Origin of the sequence: Paenibacillus sp. FSL H7-0735, from assembly GCF_038008505.1 — a bacterium.
Classification (GTDB): Bacteria; Bacillota; Bacilli; order Paenibacillales; family Paenibacillaceae; genus Paenibacillus_AQ; species Paenibacillus_AQ odorifer.
Window position 1 is genome coordinate 285,062 of the sequence record NZ_JBBOZH010000002.1, and the last position, 19,643, is coordinate 304,704.

The 19,643-nt window shown below is 48.3% G+C and carries 14 protein-coding genes; 3 read left to right on the forward strand and 11 right to left on the reverse strand.

The window, feature by feature from the left end; genetic code table 11:
- Positions 1–311 precede the first annotated feature (311 nt).
- Genes NSS82_RS28885 through NSS82_RS28900 form a run of 4 tightly spaced genes read right to left on the reverse strand, consistent with a single transcriptional unit; the run spans position 312 to position 4,719 of the window.
- Positions 312–563: a hypothetical protein gene (locus NSS82_RS28885; RefSeq protein ID WP_051491218.1), complete on the reverse strand. Its 252-nt coding sequence runs from the start codon at positions 561–563 to the stop codon at positions 312–314.
- A complete protein-coding gene (gene hydA / locus NSS82_RS28890; protein ID WP_076272923.1) occupies positions 563–1,990 on the reverse strand; it encodes a dihydropyrimidinase in 1,428 nt (475 codons plus the stop codon). The genes NSS82_RS28885 and hydA overlap by 1 nt, the downstream gene beginning before the upstream one ends.
- Positions 1,991–1,992: 2 nt before the next feature.
- A complete protein-coding gene (gene preA / locus NSS82_RS28895; protein WP_076099706.1) occupies positions 1,993–3,282 on the reverse strand; it encodes an NAD-dependent dihydropyrimidine dehydrogenase subunit PreA in 1,290 nt (429 codons plus the stop codon).
- 45 nt (positions 3,283–3,327) lie between these two features.
- Positions 3,328–4,719 (reverse strand): NAD(P)-dependent oxidoreductase, encoded by a 1,392-nt coding sequence (locus tag NSS82_RS28900; RefSeq protein WP_076272924.1) that lies wholly within the window; start codon positions 4,717–4,719, stop codon positions 3,328–3,330.
- Positions 4,720–5,037: 318 nt separating this feature from the next.
- Here NSS82_RS28900 and NSS82_RS28905 point away from each other — a divergent pair, with 318 nt between their 5' ends.
- Positions 5,038–6,726 (forward strand): PucR family transcriptional regulator, encoded by a 1,689-nt coding sequence (locus NSS82_RS28905; RefSeq protein WP_076140684.1) that lies wholly within the window; start codon positions 5,038–5,040, stop codon positions 6,724–6,726.
- Here NSS82_RS28905 and NSS82_RS28910 read toward each other — a convergent pair.
- The 6 genes from NSS82_RS28910 to NSS82_RS28935 form a co-directional block, all read right to left on the reverse strand.
- The gene (locus NSS82_RS28910) at positions 6,701–8,059 is read right to left on the reverse strand and encodes an aspartate aminotransferase family protein (RefSeq protein WP_076272925.1); all 1,359 of its coding nucleotides are present in this window, start codon (positions 8,057–8,059) and stop codon (positions 6,701–6,703) included. The genes NSS82_RS28905 and NSS82_RS28910 overlap by 26 nt on opposite strands.
- Positions 8,060–8,090: 31 nt before the next feature.
- Complete coding sequence (locus tag NSS82_RS28915; RefSeq protein WP_076272926.1) at positions 8,091–9,554, reverse strand: CoA-acylating methylmalonate-semialdehyde dehydrogenase; 1,464 nt, start codon at positions 9,552–9,554, stop codon at positions 8,091–8,093.
- 104 nt (positions 9,555–9,658) lie between these two features.
- On the reverse strand, positions 9,659–10,759 hold the full coding sequence (locus tag NSS82_RS28920; protein ID WP_076272927.1) for an ABC transporter substrate-binding protein: 1,101 nt from the start codon (positions 10,757–10,759) through the stop codon (positions 9,659–9,661).
- Between the two features lie 136 nt (positions 10,760–10,895).
- Positions 10,896–11,813 carry an ABC transporter permease gene (locus NSS82_RS28925; RefSeq protein WP_081386647.1) on the reverse strand — a complete coding sequence of 306 codons (918 nt, stop codon included), beginning with the start codon at positions 11,811–11,813 and terminating at the stop codon, positions 10,896–10,898.
- The gene (locus NSS82_RS28930) at positions 11,813–12,625 is read right to left on the reverse strand and encodes an ABC transporter permease (RefSeq protein WP_051491222.1); all 813 of its coding nucleotides are present in this window, start codon (positions 12,623–12,625) and stop codon (positions 11,813–11,815) included. The genes NSS82_RS28925 and NSS82_RS28930 overlap by 1 nt, the downstream gene beginning before the upstream one ends.
- A 2-nt stretch (positions 12,626–12,627) precedes the next feature.
- Entirely contained in the window at positions 12,628–13,410 is a 783-nt protein-coding gene (locus NSS82_RS28935) for an ABC transporter ATP-binding protein (RefSeq protein ID WP_036682061.1), read from the reverse strand.
- A gap of 281 nt (positions 13,411–13,691) precedes the next feature.
- On the opposite strand from NSS82_RS28935, the gene NSS82_RS28940 reads away from it, so the two are divergent.
- Positions 13,692–15,284 carry a histidine kinase N-terminal 7TM domain-containing diguanylate cyclase gene (locus NSS82_RS28940; protein WP_076272928.1) on the forward strand — a complete coding sequence of 531 codons (1,593 nt, stop codon included), beginning with the start codon at positions 13,692–13,694 and terminating at the stop codon, positions 15,282–15,284.
- A gap of 141 nt (positions 15,285–15,425) precedes the next feature.
- Positions 15,426–16,898 (forward strand): alpha-amylase, encoded by a 1,473-nt coding sequence (locus NSS82_RS28945; protein ID WP_036682065.1) that lies wholly within the window; start codon positions 15,426–15,428, stop codon positions 16,896–16,898.
- A gap of 57 nt (positions 16,899–16,955) precedes the next feature.
- Here the strand turns inward: NSS82_RS28945 and mprF are convergent, their stop codons facing one another.
- A complete protein-coding gene (mprF, locus tag NSS82_RS28950) occupies positions 16,956–19,622 on the reverse strand; it encodes a bifunctional lysylphosphatidylglycerol flippase/synthetase MprF (RefSeq protein ID WP_076272929.1) in 2,667 nt (888 codons plus the stop codon).
- Positions 19,623–19,643: the final 21 nt, after the last annotated feature.

Below are 19,643 nucleotides of genomic sequence, written 5' to 3' on the forward strand. Positions count from 1 at the left end.
CCTCCCTGATTTTTGGACTGTCAGGTGCCTATAACTGCAAATCAGGGAAAACTTCCCTAATATTCAGCGAATTTGAGCAAAATCGGCATATTTCACTGATTTTTAGGGATATTTTCCCTAAAACGTCTATTTTGGGACCCTAATCAGCTACTTTTTAGGGAGGATTTCCCCAAAAAGTATATTCCGAGACGATAATCGGCTATTTTCAGGTAGGTTATCTCCTCGCACCCTTTCATGGGCACAATAAAAAGCCGAGCGGCAAGTTCCCTATCCTACGTGGGCTCACTACTCAGCTTTCAATTCCATTCCCTTCAAACCTCTCCACTGTAACAACCCGCCTGCTCACCTTCCGCCCTCAACCCCGCAACCACAAGGGTTGTCACGTACTTACGGGCATCCGCTGTGAGCAGTAACAGCTCTACCGAGCTTTTAGCCGGCTCCCCTCTGACAAACTTTATTCGGGCACCGTCCAAATCCTCTTGGATGCCGGCAATCGTATACCCTTTAAAAAGCAGCCCATCAATCTCCTGCTGTTCTTTGGCATATTCCGCAAAAGCAGACATTAGACTACACCTCCGCTGATTTCTGCCTTAGAAGGAAGAGGAGCCTCCGCTGCAAAACGTTTGCGTTTCAAATATTTTCCCGAACCTGCTTTGCCGACAAATTGTTTGTCACGAATAACAAATTCACCTCGACTGAGAACAGAAACAGGCTCTCCCTTCACTTCAAAGCCCTCAAACGCATTATAATCTACGTTCATATGGTGCGTGTCCGCAGAAAGGGTTCTTTCTACAGAAGGATCAAAAATGACCAGATCAGCGTCACTACCTACTGCGACCGTGCCTTTTTGCGGATACAAGCCAAACAGCTTGGCGCTAGAGGTAGCAATAATGTCTACGAATTTGTTCAATGAGATCCGGCCTTTCTGCACACCTTCCGAATATAGAATCGTAAACCGGTCCTCGATGGTCGGCCCACCGTTCGGGATTTTGGAGAAATCGCCAAGCCCCAGATCCTTTTGTCCTTTGAAATCAAACGAGCACTGGTCGGAGCCAATCGTCTGCAAGCTGCCGCTCCATAGCGCATCCCACAGAACATCCTGATTCCACTGCTCACGCAGGGGCGGAGACCACACGTATTTGGCACCTTCGAAATTAGGCTTTTCCAGCGCCGTCTGATCCAGCACTAAATACTGTGGACAAGTCTCACCGTATACGCGCAGTCCCTTTTTACGCGCTTCAGCAATCTTCCAAGCGGCTTCCGCACAGGTCACGTGTACAACATACAGCTGAGAATCTGTCAGTTCGGTTAGATAAGCTGCGCGTCCCGTAGCTTCACCCTCCAGCTCCGGCGGGCGGGTCAGCGCATGAAAGATCGGATCAGTGTTGCCTGCGGCCAAGGCCTGCTCAACAAGATATTCAATGACATCTCCATTCTCCGCATGCACCATAACGAGCGCACCTTCTTTTTTCGCGGCTTGAAGGGTCTTAAAAAGTGTGCCGTCATCCGCCTGAAAAGTATTCTTATAAGCCATAAATACTTTGAGCGAGGTAATGCCTTCATTCTCAATTATCTCCGGAAGCTCACCCAGTACTTTATCGTTTAATTCTGAGACCATAAGGTGGAAGCTGTAATCAATCACCGCTTTATCCTGCGACTTATGATGCCATCTATCTACGGCTTGCTGTAGCGGTTGTCCTTTGGTGGTTAAGCAAAAATCAATGACAGTGGTCGTTCCGCCATATGCAGCTGCAATGGTTCCCGTCTCAAAATCATCAGCTGTAACCGTGCCGCCAAAAGGCATATCCAGATGCGTATGTGGATCAATGCCTCCAGGAAAAACATAACACCCCGAGGCATCTATAATTTCTGCACCAGGGACATCCAAATGAAGGCCAATCTCCGTAATAACCCCGTTTTCAATCGCCACATCGCCTGTATAAGTATCTGCTGCGGTAACGATGATGCCATTTTTAATAATCTTTTTCATCCTTACACCACCTCCACTTCCGAATAGGTGCCATTCAAACTCCCGATCACTTTCTGCCGCTGGTTCCAGGTCAGTGGGGCTGCCCCGGTATCGACTGGAACCATATCGATCGCGCCGTCTGCTGGACAGACAATAGAACAAAGATTACAACCTACACAATCTTCCTCGCGGACCTGTAGAATAGCTTTCCCATCTGCATTAGTTAACATATCAATACATTGATGCGAAGCATCTTCGCAGGCAATATGGCATTTATTACAGTTAATGCAGTTGTTCTCATTAATACGGGCAACGACCTTATAGTTGAGATCCAGATCACCCCAGTTGGAGTAACGGGATACCGATTTACCGATTAACTCTGTTACGGAAGCCAAACCTTTGTCATCCAAATAGTTGTTCAGGCCATCGATCATTTCCTCCACAATCCGGAAGCCATGATGCATGACCGCTGTACATACTTGAATGCCCGTAGCACCCATCAGCATGAATTCAACAACATCCTGCCAGGTCGAAATCCCTCCAATACCGGAGATAGGAATGCCGACTCCCCGGTCACGGGCACACTCGGCCACCATACTAAGCGCAATTGGTTTCACAGCCGGCCCGCAGTAACCGCCATGCGCACCCTGACCTCCAACATTCGGAATGGTGTTCCAGCTATGAATATCTACACCAGCAAGACTGTTGATCGTGTTGATCATACTAATCGCGTCCGCTCCACCCTTAACCGCATGGCGGGCAACGACGGTGATATCCGTAATATTAGGCGTCAGCTTCACAATCACCGGGGTCGTCGCAACTTCTTTTACCCAGGTGGTCTGTGCCTGCACCAGATCAGGCTGCTGCCCCGAAGCAGCGCCCATTCCACGCTCAGCCATCCCGTGCGGACAGCCAAAGTTAAGCTCCAGACCGTCTACACCCACATCCTCTACCCGCTTAACAATCTCATGCCATTTATGCTGCGTTGGTTCTACCATCAGGGAGGCTATAATCGCATGATTCGGGAATCTTTTTTTCGTTTCATAGATTTCCTTCAGATTAACTTCAAGCGGACGGTCGGTGATCAGTTCAATATTGTTAAAGCCCGCAACCCGTTGCCCATTGAAATTTACTGCCGCAAAACGCGATGAGGTATTAATGATCGGATCGCCGAGCGTCTTCCACACCGCCCCGCCCCAACCTGCTTCAAAGGCCCGCTGCACTTGATAACCTGTATTCGTAGGCGGCGCGGAGGCCAGCCAGAACGGATTCGGTGATTTGATTCCTGCGAGATTAATACTTAAATCTGCCATTGATGTTCCCTCCCTGTCATGTAAAATCCAATATGATTTCTACGCTCAGCCCGCAGATCTAACAACGACCTCCTGCTGGCCTGAGAATTGTTTAACAATCGCATGGGCTGCATCTTTTCCCTGCTGTGCCGCTGATACAACCATGGCCTCGCCTTTACCTGAACCAAATATGATGTCCCCAGCGGCATAAATCTGCGGATCGGAGGTTTGGCAGGTGACCTCATTCACCCTCACAACCCCACGGTCATGCATAAGACCTAAGGAATCTATTAGATCCAGACGACGCTTTTGACCAATAGCTATTACAACTGCATCTACAGGAATCAAGAACTCAGAACCCTCGATCGGCATAGGTATTGGACGCCCATCTTTGCCCAGCTCCTCCGTCAGCTTCATCTGCACACATTCCAGTGCAGTTACATTCCCAAGCCCATCACCCACGATACGTTTCGGTAAGGTAAGCCAGTTGAACTCCACACCTTCCTGCTTCGCAAATTCATATTCAAAGTCATAAGCCGTCATCTCTTCGCGGGTCCGGCGGTAGACCATTTTCACATTGGTGGCTCCCAGCCGCACTGAGCAAGTCGCTGCATCAATAGCCGTATTCCCTGCACCAATGACAGCGACCCGCTGACCCATCAGCTCTAGTAGAGGAATGCCCGTCTTAGTGGATTCTACGAGCGCAATAGCATCATAAACTCCAGCCATTTTTTCACCCTCAATCCCTATTGGAGGCACATAACCCATACCCGCTGCCAAAACGATGGCATCATAATTCGACTTCAGCTCATCTACAGAAACATCTACTCCGACTTTCACACCTGTACGTATTTCCACACCCAGCTTCTCTACCTGCTCTACTTCCCAAAGAGATACAGACTGCGGGAGCCGAAACGATACAATCCCATGTGTATCCAGCCCACCCGCTAACGCCTTCGCTTCGTAGATCACAACAGCAAAACCTTCACGAGCGAGTTCCCTAGCCGCTGACAATCCCGCAGGACCACCGCCGATAACGGCTACCTTTTTCCCATTAGGAATGCCAGCCTTAAATAATTGAACTCCGCTGTTCATCGCCCAATCTATCGCATAACGCTGCAGCAGTCCGATTTGGATCGGCGCCGAGGCATCATTTAACACACAGGCGCCTTCACACAGCTCATCTGTAGGACAAACACGAGCACAGCTGGCACCCACAGGATTGGAATCCATAATCGTCTGTGCCGAGCCTTTCAGATTGTCAGTGGCGATCCGTTTGATAAAGGAGGGAATATTAATGCTGGTCGGACATGCTTTTATACATGGGGCATCGTAGCAATATAGACAGCGATTGGACTCATCCATGGCACCTTTATGGGTCAGAGGCGGCTCAGCCTCGGCGAAATTACGCATGAACATATCAGGTGTAAATGCTGTTAACGGAGAAGAATGCTCCATCACTAGTCCCTCCTTATGGGTAATTTTTCATATTTGTGTTATATAATATAACATTATTTCAAGTTTTGTCTGAATATTTTGCTTACATCTTTTAATTATTGTAGTAATATAAGCTTTAACAGAAATTATCTCTCAACGTTCTCCCTGATTAGGTTATATATACTGACATCCGTTAATCAAACTATAGTCATTTCGAATTTTCGTTGCATTAGACACTTTGTCTAATTTCAAAACTGTATTTTTTACGTGTGAGAATAGGCTGAGAATAACAGGGCATTAACCGAAGGCCGGAGCGCAGAAGATCGAGGGGGAGTAACTATGGACTGGGAGCTTGTATTAACCATTCGTGACGCTTTAAAAAGACCACTATTCACAGAAGCCGAGGTGATCGGCGGGAAAAGCGGCCTAAGCCGTGCCATTCGCTGGGTGCATGTGCTGGAAAGTGCCAACTTCGAGACTCTGATTCATGGCGAAGAAATGATTTTGACTACGGGGATTGGTGCAAGTGTCGATCTCCCTTCCTCCTTGGAGTTTATGCAGAACCTGATCGACAAAAATGCAGCTTGCCTATGTATTGAGTTAGGTACGTATTTCAGCACCATCCCGCAAGAGATGATCGAATTAGCCGATAGGCATGACTTTCCGCTAATCATCTTCACCCGCACGGTTCGTTTCGTAGATATCACGCTGGATCTTCATTCGATTATCATCAACCGGCATCACCGGATGCTCCAAGAACTTGAAAAAATCTCACGTGAATTCCACCGTCTGACCTTAACTTCACAAGGAACGCTGAAAGTGCTGCAATTATTGTGCAAAAGCACCCGCACACAAATTGTCTATATGCAGCTGCAAGGCAAACCCTTATTTTTCCCGGCCCTTTCGCCGGAAGAGCAGGCTCCATTGCTGAATTTTTTCACCGCCTTCGGCGACGAGCTGGAAGGAATTCAACCTGACGCTGCCCCCTATATCCGGGAATATGGACAGAAGACCATCGCGCTCAAGCCTGTAGGTGCGCTGGATCAGACCTGGGCTTACATTCTGATGGTATGCAATCACAAACCACAGGAATTCGACTGTCTGCTGCTGGATTCCGCCTCTTTGTCCATTGCTCAGGAGCTGCTGCGAACCCGGTATATGGAGGAGCGCAAGCTTTTTTCAGAAAATCTATGGGTCGACGAGCTGATCAATGGCCGCATCGAAGATGATAACCGCTTAAAGGGCCTGATAGGCTCTAATTTCAATGTGGTCAACGAGCTCCCTTACCGTGTATGCCTTATAGAGATCAAGAACCCCAGAGATGTAAAATGGAACAGCTCGGAGAACGAATGGGAGTCCATCACCTTCCACCTTTCGCTCATCCTGCGTTCCATCTTTGAGAAATATTCTTTACGTCCGCTGATCACCCTTAAGAACAATCGCCTCACCGTCATCGCCCTCGACATCCAATCAAAAATGCCTGGCAAAATGCGACTTCAACAAGCACTTGAGGCCCTGCAGAACATCCGCTCCGATGAGAAACTCAAGGATTTGCAGCTCGTCATTGGAGTCAGTAAATCACATAAGCGCCTAAAACGAGCCTATTCCGGTTATCAGGAAGCCCTACAGGCATTGTCGTTATACTCCTGTTACCAGAAGTCACTGCTCTTCTATGAAGAGCTGGGTGTATTCCAGTTGCTGTTGAGCTTAAATGACGGAAAAACGTTGCAGAACTTCATTCGCAGTTATCTCGGCCCGCTAATCGACCACGACCAAACCAAAGGCAGCGAGCTGCTGCTTACCCTTCGTGTTTATCTGGATCATGATGGTTCCAAACAAATTGCCGCTCGAAACTTATTCATTGTCAGACAGTCACTTTATTATCGCCTGGACAAAATAACAGAGCTACTGGGTGAAGACTTCATGCAGCCAGAGAATCGGATCTCCATTCAAGTCGCCCTGCGCGCTTACCAATTTCTATATCCAGACAAAATCACTTTACCTAGCCCCCGTTCAGCACAGATTTAAAGGTATCGATAATAAATTCTATATCTTCATCCGTGGAGGATAACGGCGGGGCGAAGGTAAGCACATTGTTGAACCCAGCTACGGTATCGCCATTTTTGCCGATGATAAGCCCCTTGGACTTACATTCGGCAATAATTCCTTTCACAATATTCAGATCAACCGGCTTCTTACTGACCTTGTCTTCAACCAGCTCAACCCCTGTCACCAAACCAAAGCTGCGGACATCACCTACAAGCTTGTGATCAAGCAGCTCGGTAAATTCTGTATTTATTCTGTTACCTAAAAGATCCGCACGTTCCACCAGCTTCTCCTGCTCGATAATCTCCAGATTACGCAGCGCCAGCGCACAGGAGGCAGGGTTGCCACCAAAAGTATTCACATGGCGAAAATGGCCATAGTCATCGCTATTGTCCTTAAATACCTCATAGATATCCTTACGAACAGCAGTCGCGGATAAAGGAAGATAAGCGCTAGTCAGTCCCTTAGCCATCGTTACGATGTCAGGCTTCACATTAAAGTTGTGATGACCAAACTTACGTCCAGAACGTCCGAATCCACAAATCACCTCATCCATAATGAGCAACACACCGTGCTTACGGCAGATTTCCTGCACCCGATCCAAATAAACCTGATGCGGTACAATGACGCCACCACCCGTAATTACAGGCTCCATAATCACCGCAGCTACCGTCTCCACGCCTTCCCAGATGATCATATCCTCTATGGACTGTGCACACTGGAGGTTGAATTCTTCCACAGTCATCCCGGCCGGGCGGCGATAGCTGTCCGGGGGAGCTACATGCAGAAACCCACCCGCCAGCGGTTCATATTTATATTTGCGCTGGGCCTGGCCTGTTGCAGATAATGCACCCAGCGAACTGCCGTGATATCCACGATAACGGGCAATGAATTTATGGCGATAATGCTGGCCGATTTGCTGCTGGTACTGGCGTGCCATTTTGAAAGCAGCCTCATTGGCTTCCGATCCACTATTGGAAAAGAAGATCACGTAGTCGTCTCCGAGCCATTCATTCAGCTTCTCCGCCAGCGCAATCGCCGGGAGATGACTTTGTGTCAGAGGAAAATAAGGCAGGGTCAGCAACTGATTGTAAGCAGCTTCCGCCAGCTCCTTGCGCCCGTATCCCACATTTACACACCATAAGCCAGACATCCCATCCAAAAATCGATTGCCCTGTATATCCGTAATCCACGACCCACTCGCCGAGGCGGCAATCATAGGCGGATTCTTTTCACTATAAGGCGTAATGTTGTGCCATAAATATTCCTGATCCTTCTTCACCGCAAGCTCGCTATCGTTCCCCAGACTCTGCATAACATTTTCTCCTCTCAGCAGCTCATTTTCTCTAATAACGGGCAGTGATCATCTTTTTACGCGTATAGAACTCCACCCCATCACGCCCATTGGCATGCAGGTCTCCATAGAACGATTTCTTATAACCCGAGAAGGGGAAAAATGCCATGGGCGCAGGCACGCCCAGATTCACACCCAACATCCCTGCATCAATTTCTTCCCGAAATTCACGAACCGCCTTTGCGCTGTCTGTATAAATACAAGCCCCATTCGCGAATGGGGACTGATTCGTTACCCCAATCGCTTCACTCAGACTTTTCACACGAATCACTGACAATACCGGTGCAAAAATCTCATCCTTCCAGATGGTCATTCCCGGCTGTACATGATCAAATATCGTCGGCCCGATAAAATAACCCGCACCACCCGTAGCAGCATCCTTCCGCCCGTCTCTCACAAGCTTGGCTGCCTCAGCTTCACCAGTCTCAATGTAATAAAGCGTCCGCTCCTTATTCGACTGGCGAATTACCGGACCCAAAAACACCCCGTCATCGGCGCCATTACCAATCTTAAGCTCATCCGCAGCCGCAGCCAGACGGTTCACTAGCTCGTCAGCGATATCCTCATGAACCACTACGACCGAGCAAGCCATACACCGCTCACCTGCCGAGCCAAAGGAGGCCGCAATGATATTTTTGACCGCATTGTCCAGCTCCGCATCAGGCAGCACAATCGAGTGATTCTTAGCGCCTGCCAATGCCTGAACCCGCTTCCCTTGCGCCGTCCCTGCCTTATATACATATTCCGCAACCGGCTGCGAACCCACGAACGAAATCGCCTTCACTTCATCATGCTCCAGCAGCCCATTCACAACCTCGTGTGCCCCATGTACCACATTCAGCACGCCAGGCGGGAAACCCGCTTCGACAAATAGCTCGGCTAACCGATTAACCAGTAACGGCGTACGCTCGGAAGGCTTTAGCACAAAGGTATTTCCACAAGCAATGGCAAGCGGAAACATCCAGCAAGGAACCATCATCGGAAAGTTAAACGGGGCAATTCCCCCGATAACACCCAATGGATAGCGGTACATCCCGGATTCAATTCCGGTAGCAATGTCCGGGAGCTGGCTGCCCATCATCAACGTGGGGATGCCTGCGGCAAATTCCACACACTCAATTCCACGCTGCACCTCACCTTGCGCCTCTTCCAGACTTTTGCCATTCTCCAGCGTAATCAGCTCGGCCAGCTCATGCCAATGCTTTACCAGCAGCTGTTGATAATGAAAAAAGTAGCGGGCACGACGCGGCACAGCGACCCTTTTCCACGCTTGAAATGCCACCGCAGCCGCTTCTACCGCCGCACCCAGCTCTTCCTTACTAGAAATGGGTACATAAGCAATCACTTCACCTGTCGCCGGATTATAAACCTCTTCATCTCGCCCGGACGACGATTCTACCCAAGCTCCATTCACATAATTCTTAACTCTTTCAGCCTTCGTTACTAGGAGAGACATAGCTCGCACCTCTTTCTCTGTTTCAGATGCACTGATGGACTGCTGATTATAATAGATGACCGCCAAATCAGGCGGCCATCCACTATAACATTAAGCTCAGTTGGTTATTTTGCCGCCATTTCTACGATTTCGTTCGTATAAGCCTCATCTACCTTAACCGCTTCTTTAATGACACCAAATTTAAGCGAAATATCAGCGGTTTGCTGGAACGCCGCCGCATCGGTATATCCCATCTTGGCACTGTCAAAGCCTTCAGGCAGAATCAGCTTGGCAACCTCAGTCATCATTGTCAGTTGATGTTCCTTCGTCGTACTGCCGTCTTCCGCTTGTTTCATCACACTGTCCACGGCGGCCGCAGGATCAGTAATTGCATCTTTCCAGCCCTTCAGGGAGGCACGCACAAACTTTGCCGCAGTCTCTTTGTTCTCCGCAAGCCATTCCTTATTAGCGAACAAGTTATCCTCAAGCATTGCAACGCCTTCTGTATTCATGTCGATGACATTCAGATCCTCAGCCTTAATGCCTGACTCCAACACCACTTGGTACTCGTTATAAGTCATCGCTGAGGCCGCATCGATCTGATCGCCCAAGAACTGATCCATCGTGAACCCTTGCTTCGTAAAGCTTAGATCCTTATTCGGATCGAACTTATATTTATCGAATAACGCTAATAGTTCAAATTCGTTGCCACCCATCCAGTTGCCGACTTTTTTACCCTTAAGATCAGCGGCTGAGTTGATGCCCGCCGATTTTTTGGAGACCAGGACCAATCCGCTCTTTTGATAGATTTGCGCGATCTGCACCAGCGGCATTCCCTCTTCAAGACTCGGCAGCAAGCTGGCTACCCAGCCTACACCGATATCTGCGGAGCCGCCTGCCACTTGCTGTTCCGGAACGATATCAGGTCCACCCGGCAGAATTTCTACATCCAAGCCTTCTTCCTTGTAATATCCTTTATCCTGCGCCACAAAATACCCAGCGAATTGTGCCTGCGGCACCCATTTCAGCTGTAGCTTCACTGTAACCGGATCAGCAGCCGGTTCAGTAGCAGCACTTGCGTCAGGAGCTGCTGATGCTTCAGGGGCAGTCGTAGCTTCAGCTGCCGAGTTATTATTGTTGCCACCGCAACCCGCCATTAAAGAAACACTCAACATCATCACGATTGCCAACAAACCACCACGAAATTTGCGTTTTTTCCCGTTCATCAACCGAACTCCCCCTATCGTAATTTAAGTTTGTAACAAGCACAGTATGGACAAGCATCGTGGTGCGTTTATGCATACAGCCGCGGGCGGTTTCTCTTTTCCATTCCCACTATGGCCGGATGTAATGAGGGTGAGATTAAGTACGCTGCGAAGGATGCCACTTAATGAATACTTTCTCCAGCCGCTCAACCACTAAATAGAAGAGCACGCCTGCAATTGCAGCCAGCACAATACAGGACCAGCCCAGTGGCATTTTGGCAACTTTAATGGAATTGGAGAGCAGATATCCAAGCCCCTTTGAGGAGAAAAAGAATTCCCCAACAATGGCGCCAATCATACTGGCAGTTGCATTAATCTTCAGTGCTGTAAATACATAGGGCAGACTGCTCTGAATCCGCAGATAACGGAACACTGCCGGTTTACCTGCCGCATAAGAATGCATCAGATCCAGCGCCAATGGATCAATCGCCGCCATGCCCTTATAGGCGTTGATCGCCATCGCTGCCATTGTAGTTGCTGTTACTATGGCAATTCGTGAGCCTATCCCATCTCCAAACCACAGATTCATGATGGGCGCGAGGGCGACGATGGGCACAGCATTTAGGGCGGCAACCAGCGTCAAGCTTCCACTCCCCCAACGCGGCCAAGCCGTAGCGACTAAAGCGATCAGGAAGCCGATAGCAGAACCAACCAACATTCCCAGCACAGCTTCAGCAAGCGTGTATCCGGTATAGGACAACAACAAGCTGAAATTATCTCGCATAGTTTCGGCGATGGCTGTAGGCAGCGGGAGTTGATACTTTTTCAGATCAAAGATCTTATGAAAGAATTGAAATTCCCATAGTGCAAGAAATAACAGACCTGCCAGTACAGGCAGCAGCACCCCTGCACTAAATATCCTCTTCAGCATTCGTGAGCCGCCTCGACTCGCCGTAGCTTCCGCAGGTTTCGGAACGGCTACAGCATTCTTTTGTGTAGCCGTTAGCGCCGGCTGAGCCATTTCTTTACCAGTAGAGCCTATAAACGTGGTCTCCCGAACGGAGTTAGTTTCCATTAGCGGCTGCCTCCTTTCGGACGATATTCTGGCTGCCAAGGCGTTACCAGACGTTCTATCAGACTGATTAACCAGTAGCTTACGATCCCCAGCAAGGCACCCACAATCACCGTAGACCAGAACATATAGGTGTGAGAGCTTCCATAATAGAGATTGCGCAGCATAATTACACCAATGCCATGCTGGGCACCCATAAGCTCCACCAGAATAGCTCCAGTCACAGCAAGTGGGGCAGCTATCTTAAGTCCACCGAACAAACCCGGCAAAGCCGCTGGGAATCTGAGCTTCCAATAGACCGCCCAAGGTTTAGCCGCGTAAGAATGCATCAATTCGAGCGCTGATGGATCTACACTCCGCAAGCCGCGCAGCATGTTCAGAGCCACCGGGAAAAAGGTGATATATCCCGAAATAATAATCCGCGAGGTCTGCTCATCGCGCACAATCCCGTAGATGATGGGTGCCAACCCCAGAATCGGAATCATCTGCGAGGCAATAGCATAAGGAAAAGTTAATTGCTCTATTGTCTTCGACAAGCTCATCAGCACCGCCAATGAGGCACCAGCTACCGCTCCAATCAGGAAGCCAACGCCAGCATTACCGAAGGTCGCGGCCCCCTCCTTCAAGAGCGTGCCTCCATACTGCCACAAGGTAGCTAACACCTCATGAACATATGGCAGCTTGGACTGTGCTAACGGTGTCTCCACCACATGGAGTAGCATCCAGGAAGTCCCTTCCCAGACTAGCAGCAGGCCAAAAATCCAGACGAACAACGGCAGCAGACGACCTCGTACAAAGATACTGCCCCCTTTCATCACTACACCCCTTCGAAGCTGTCGCGAATACGTGCGATCAGTTCGAAAAACTCTGGGCTATTTCTCATTTCCGCCGTTCGCGGACGTGGCAGAGGAATTTCAACCACAGCGGACAAGCGACCTGGATGCGGGGAAAGAACAAACACCCGGTCAGAGAGGAATATAGATTCAGGAATACTATGAGTTACAAAAACAATTGTGTTCTGCACTTTACTCCAGACAGACAATAACTCTTCATTCAATCGCTCACGCGTAAATTCATCCAGCGCAGAGAACGGCTCATCCATGAGCAGAATTTCCGGCTCCATCGATAGCGCTCTGGCAATCGCTACACGCTGCTGCATCCCGCCGCTGAGCTGCCACGGATATTTATCCGCAAAGCTCTGCAGCCCCACCAGATCAAGAAGCTCCATCGCCTTTTCCTCACGGATCGACTTCTTCACCCCCATCAGCTCCAGTGGCAAAGTGATGTTATGCTTCACTTTCCGCCAGTCGTATAGCACTGGACTTTGAAAAACAATGCCATATTTTTGCGCCAGCCTGGCTTCTCTGGCACTTTTCCCAGCTACCACAATGTTCCCGCCTGTTGGTGCTATGAGATCGGCCATCAGTCTAAGCAGCGTCGTTTTGCCACATCCGGAAGGTCCGAGCAGGGAGACGAACTCCCCTTTGGCAATATCAAGACTCACCTGATGCAGGGCAAGCACTTCCGCAGCTTCTGTCCGATAACGCATTTCAACATTCTCCAGCTGAATCTCAGGAATATTTGTCGCTAGTGATGACATCCTCAGCCCCCCTTTTCAAAATAAGCCATGTTTATTATGTTATATAAACTGACGCCATTTAGATAAAATAAAGAAAACTTCTATTGCATGTAGTATTAACTAACATGTTACACGCTGCTCACTGGACTCTCACTAGACAATTAGTAAAATAGCTCCTGTTAAATTGCGTCATTTTGTCTAGGAGACATTTTTTTGACTACAAACCCGAAGTATTTTTTTTATATCCGTAGATATGTGGTAATATTTATCCATATCTTTCCTCGGCAGGTGACAATAGACCCATGGGATCTATAATCTCGAACTATATTGTAATTGTTGCTATATCAGGTGTGCTGAGCGTCTTATTAGCCCTTTTCGCCTATTATAAAAAAACTGATTTCTTAGGAATCAGGGCTTTTGTTATAAGCTCCTTTACCTCTGCTATTTACACCTTCGGCTTCGCATTAGAGTTATCGGGGAAAACCCTGGAGGAAATCAGCTTCTGGATTAAGTTAGAATATCTGGGGATGCCCTTCATTGCGCCAGCTAGTCTAATCATGGTGATCCATTTCGTTGGGCTGGAGACGCTGTTTAAAAAAGGCATACGGGCGGCGTTATTTATCATTCCGTTCATTACAACGCTGCTGGTTTGGACCAATGATTACCATCATCTCTTCTATAAATCCATTTATTTACGGGAAAATACGCCCACCCCACTCGTTGATGTTGTGATGGGACCTTGGTATATCGTTCACGGCAGCTTTACTTTTGGCTGTCTGCTGGCAGCCATTTGCCTCATGATATGGCAGTGGAACCGGATGAAGCGGGTATACCGCAGGCAGATCATCACAATAATAATCGGGTTAAGTCTTCCAACTCTTGGCTCTTTTTTGTATCTGATGGGCTTGACTCCTTACGGTATGGATCCCGTCCCGATCATTATGAGCCTGACCTCCTCCCTATATATTTGGGCTATTTTATCCCGGGGCATGTTAACGGCTGCGCCTATTGCTCGTGAGAATCTCTTCGAGAGCATGCGGGAGGGAGTGCTTGTCACCGACCGCTCGGACATGCTCGTCGATTACAATCGTGCAGCCGCGGATATGATAGAGGGGCTCAACTCCTCATCGATTGGCAAACCGCTAGCGCAATTGTTTCTTAACGCAGGCAAAGACGCCTTGTCCTATGTGATGGACGCCGAGCCGCTGTTGCGCGAAGAACGGGAAGTGGCTTGGAACAAAGCAGAGGAGATCTGCTATTATCAAATCCGCTCCTCTCCGGTACAAAAACAAGAGGGGCACATAGCAGGACAGATGATCATGCTGATTGACGTGACTGAACGAATACTGCTTCAGGAGAAGCTGCGCCAATTGGCTACGATGGACAGCCTAACCGGTATCTATAACCGCTCCTATTTTTTGGAGCTGAGTCGAGCACTGCTTGCCCGGTCCGCCAGCCTGCGAAGTTCATTATCTATGATTTTGCTGGATGTGGACTTCTTCAAGAGCATTAATGACCGCTATGGCCATCAATATGGAGATCAAGCTCTACAGCATATTGTCCAAGTGTGCAGCAGACATCTGCGGGAGGGAGATCTCTTTGGCCGTTATGGTGGCGAGGAATTTGTGATCTCTCTGCCAGAGACGCCGCTGAAGCAAGCTGCATTGCTCTGCGAAACTATCCGCGCGGATATTGAACAAAGCACCTTATATACCGTCATCGGGCCCATTAATGTGACCGCCAGCTTTGGAGTTGTGGAGGCCCTAAGTCCAGAGGCTACTCTAGAAGAACTGCTATCTGAGGCCGACCATGCTCTGTATAGCTCTAAACGGAATGGACGCAACGCTGTGCATCTCTCCCAAAGGTCAGAAATCATTCTTTTCAAACCTGTTTAATGACAATCATGTCCCTTCCTGCGCATTCAACAACTGGCCTTATTTTTCATAGTCTGTTTTTAAGTTTAATAAGAGTTATCTGAAAAACTAATCAGAGTGTTGAGAGTAAAATTTGCTTGATGGGATATGGAGGCGTAAGAAATAATGAGGAACCATACAATGATGCAGTTTTTTGAATGGCATGTTGCTGCGGACGGGAAACACTGGGATCGCTTAAAAGAAACTGCACCCGCGCTAAAAGCCGTAGGCATTGATTCTGTTTGGGTACCTCCTGTGACAAAGGCCGTCTCCGCAGAAGATACAGGCTATGGCGTGTATGATCTATACGATCTGGGCGAATATGACCAAAAAGGTACGGTACGCACCAAATATGGTACCAAACAAGCACTGATCAACGCAATTTCGGAATGTCAAAAGAATGGCATCGCCGTTTACGTTGATTTGGTCATGAATCATAAGGCAGGCGCGGATGAAAAAGAAGTATTCCAAGTCATCGAGGTCGACCCCAATGATCGGATGAAAGAAATTTCGAAACCTTTCGAGATTGAGGGCTGGACAAAATTCACCTTCCCTGGCCGCGGGAATGAACACTCTGCCTTTAAGTGGAATCACAATCATTTTAACGGCACTGACTTTGACGCCAAAGAAGAGCGAACCGGCGTATTCCGCATAGTAGGCGAGAATAAAGCGTGGAATCAGAATGTTGACGACGAGTTCGGAAACTATGATTATCTAATGTTCGCTAATATTGATTACAGCCATCCGGAAGTCAAAAAAGAAATGATCCAATGGGGAAAATGGCTGGTGGACACCCTCCACTGCAGCGGCTTCCGCTTGGATGCCATCAAACATATCAACCATGAGTTTGTTAAAGAATTCGCGGTAGAGATGTTTAATAAATGTGAGAAGGACTTCTATATCGTCGGTGAATTCTGGAATTCCGACTTAGAGTCCTGCCGACAATTTCTGAATACCGTCGATTATAAAATTGACCTCTTCGATGTATCCCTTCACTACAAGCTGCATTCAGCTTCCTTGGAGGGCAGAAACTATGATCTGACCAAAATTCTTGATGACACACTGGTGCAGACCCATCCCACCAATGCTGTAACCTTCGTTGACAATCATGATTCTCAGCCTCACGAAGCCCTGGAATCCTGGGTTGATGATTGGTTCAAGCAAAGTGCTTACGCGCTTATCCTGCTGCGACGGGATGGATATCCTGTGGTCTTTTACGGGGATTATTATGGGATCGAAGGACCAACACCTGTAGCAGGTAAAAAAGATGCGATTGACCCTCTGCTGTATACCCGCTATCACAAAGCTTATGGTGAACAGAAGGATTATTTCGATCATCCTAACACGATTGGCTGGACACGGCTCGGCGTGGAGGATATTGAACACTCCGGTTGTGCGGTGGTAATCAGTAATGGTGAGAATGGCCAGAAGAGAATGTTCGTAGGAGAACATCGCGCCGGTGAAGCATGGGTGGATTTCACCCATAACCATAAAGCCACCATAACCATTGAAAAAGATGGTTGGGCGACCTTCCCGGTCAATGGCGGCAGCGTCTCCGTCTGGGCTCTGCCGGATGCAGAAGCTGACAAGAAGTAAATCACTTGTACCTGATTAAAAAGGTGCCCAACGCCGTTTGGCGTTGGGCACCTTTTTTTAGTTATTCGCTTTATGCTCCGGATGTCGGGATACAAGCCTCACCAGATCCAGCGTTAAGACGGGTAATGTTAGGGACGCTGGATAAGCCAAGTAACGCGGCTCCCACTCTGGATTGAACTTTTCCTTGTAACGACGCAATCTGGCAAAACCGTAACCATGCCCATGCCCACCTCTATTAAACACTTGATGAGCCAGCTTCTCCTCCTTCAGAGCTCCGGGGTCCTGCCCCCCACTGGATGATAGAGGAGTGTTGCCTAGATTAAATCGCCGATACCCCTTTGACTTCGCCCATTCCAGCATACAAACCAATAAATAATCTACCGTCCCGTTTGGGACATTCTTCCGCTGGCGCAACAAATCTACGGACAGGGTCAATCCTTGATCATACCCCGGGGCAATAGAAGCAAATGCCAGTATTGTACCTTTGGCGTTCCGCAGCACCGCAATGGGAGCCAGTTGCAGATAGTCGACCTTAAACCAGCCTAACGAATAACCCTTTTCCGCTCGGCCATTCAACCACTCGTCCGAAATCGCTCGCAGTTCTCTCAGCAAACTATCAGCAAGCGGCGCTTCTGTAATTTCAACAAACATGCCTTCCCGTTCAAAACGATCGCTTACACTTTGCAGATCACCTTTCTTCAGACCACTGAGTGCAATGTTATCAAGGCTTACCGCTGCCTCTTCACCCAGCTTAAAAAAGCGATAGCCCTGCTCCTGATAGACCGATAAAAAAGCAGATGAAGCTTGATAGAAAACTACAACCAGACCATACTGATCTGCAGCTTGTCTAAATTCACTGATGGCTTCATTTATTAAGCTTCTCTCTCCCAGCGGATCACCCAGCACAACGAGCTTATCCCTAACTCTGGCGAAAGCGAGCAGCACTTTATCGTTCTGAGCCCAGAAGAAGCCCTTATCACCCAAAAATAACGTATGCGTTAAGGTATTGCCTTGAACTCCATCTAGAAAATGTTTCAGCTTAGCTACATCCAAGGTCCCGAACAGCTCGTTCTCCTTATGATGGGGCCTGAGGTTTACCCACATTATGAGCAGTACCCAAGACAAGACCAATCCTCCCACTGCCGTAAATGCAACATGACTATATCGCTGCAACCATTCAGGTTGCACACCCGGAGGCAGATGCTTCAGAAATCCACGATGTACATAACAGCCCATCAGATAGTAGCTTAGTGCAATTACTGAAGTGAGGGCAAACCACCGGATCGCGCTCTGCCTGCTGATTGGCGCACTAATCCGATAAAACCGCGATCTGGATATCCAAAGAATAAGCGCTACTATAAGTAGCAACAGCGCCTCTTCATAATCAAACCCCTTAGTGACTGCAAACAATGATCCAATAAACAGAAGTATGCTAGTCCATACATATGCACTATGAACCCGCAATGTAATGCCCCGCGACAATAAAATCAGCATAAAACCAATAAGTACTGACAGATGATGAGATAGCTGCATTACCGGAAACGGCAATATTTCCTCCGTAATCTTCAACCTATACAGCAATCCGGGTACTGCTGTAGATAGTAAGAGAATAAGCCCGCTAGCTAGTACCAGCTTGCCAAGAGCCCACATCCCAAGATCGCTCAGAAAGGTATACTGACCCGGCCAGCCCCAGATCTTCTGCCATTTGTTAAGAGAGGGTTCAAACCCTGGAACTGAACGATCTTGATCCTTTTTTCCTTGCAGGCCAATTTCCAGTGCAGCCAGCACCAATCCGATCAACCAAGGAATGACATAATAAAACAATCGAAAGATGACAAGCACCGCCATCGCCTTATCGGTCTGGTAGCCAAGCTGTGTCAGCCCGAGCAAGGCAATAAGGTCAAATGCACCGATACCGCCGGGTGCCATACTCAAGATGCCGGCAATGGCAGCAATCGTAAATATACCAAAGATAGCTATAAAATGGACCTCATCCAAGAGATGGCTGCTGATGGTCCAAAACGTCACGCCAGCAAAGCTCCATTCCAGAAAGGAAGCACCGACGGAATTAACGACTGTAAGCCATGGTGTTCTACCTTTTCCCCGGTTAATCCATTTCGCATAAAGCGATGAGCGCTGTACAAACACAAAAACCGGCAAATAAAGCGCCATTCCCCATACTGCAAATACCAGCCAGCGATGTTCTTCCAGCAAAGCCGTTGCCGGGAGTAAACCAAAGATATTCGCCCATGAAAGTAGCGATAACCCGGTAATCATAAGCGGCGACAGAAATACAATGGCGGGCGTTAGCACGGAGGTCGGCACTCCGCTTTTTTTATACAGCAGCGTCCTTAAACCAACTCCAGCCAGTCCTGCAAACCCAATCAAATTATTAAATGTATTAGCAATCCATGCATACCGAAAGGTACTCCACAGCCCTACTTTTAAACGAAAATGTGCCCGAATCAAATAATCATAAGCACTCATAACAGCTACGGAAAGAAGTGCAAAACCAATCATTTGCAAAATAGCAGACGTAGGTACTCGCCTTAGTTCACGCATTATAAGTCCTAAATGAACCTGCTTCAGCTCATGTTGTCCCTCCCAGTATACGAACGCTATGATAGCCACTGGAAAAAGGGCTCTGACCGCCCGGATCCGATAGATAGATAAGATCAGTCTTACAATTTTGAATCTTTCTAATGTCTGTTGCTTTGAATGCATGAGCCCACCTGCCTTTACCGC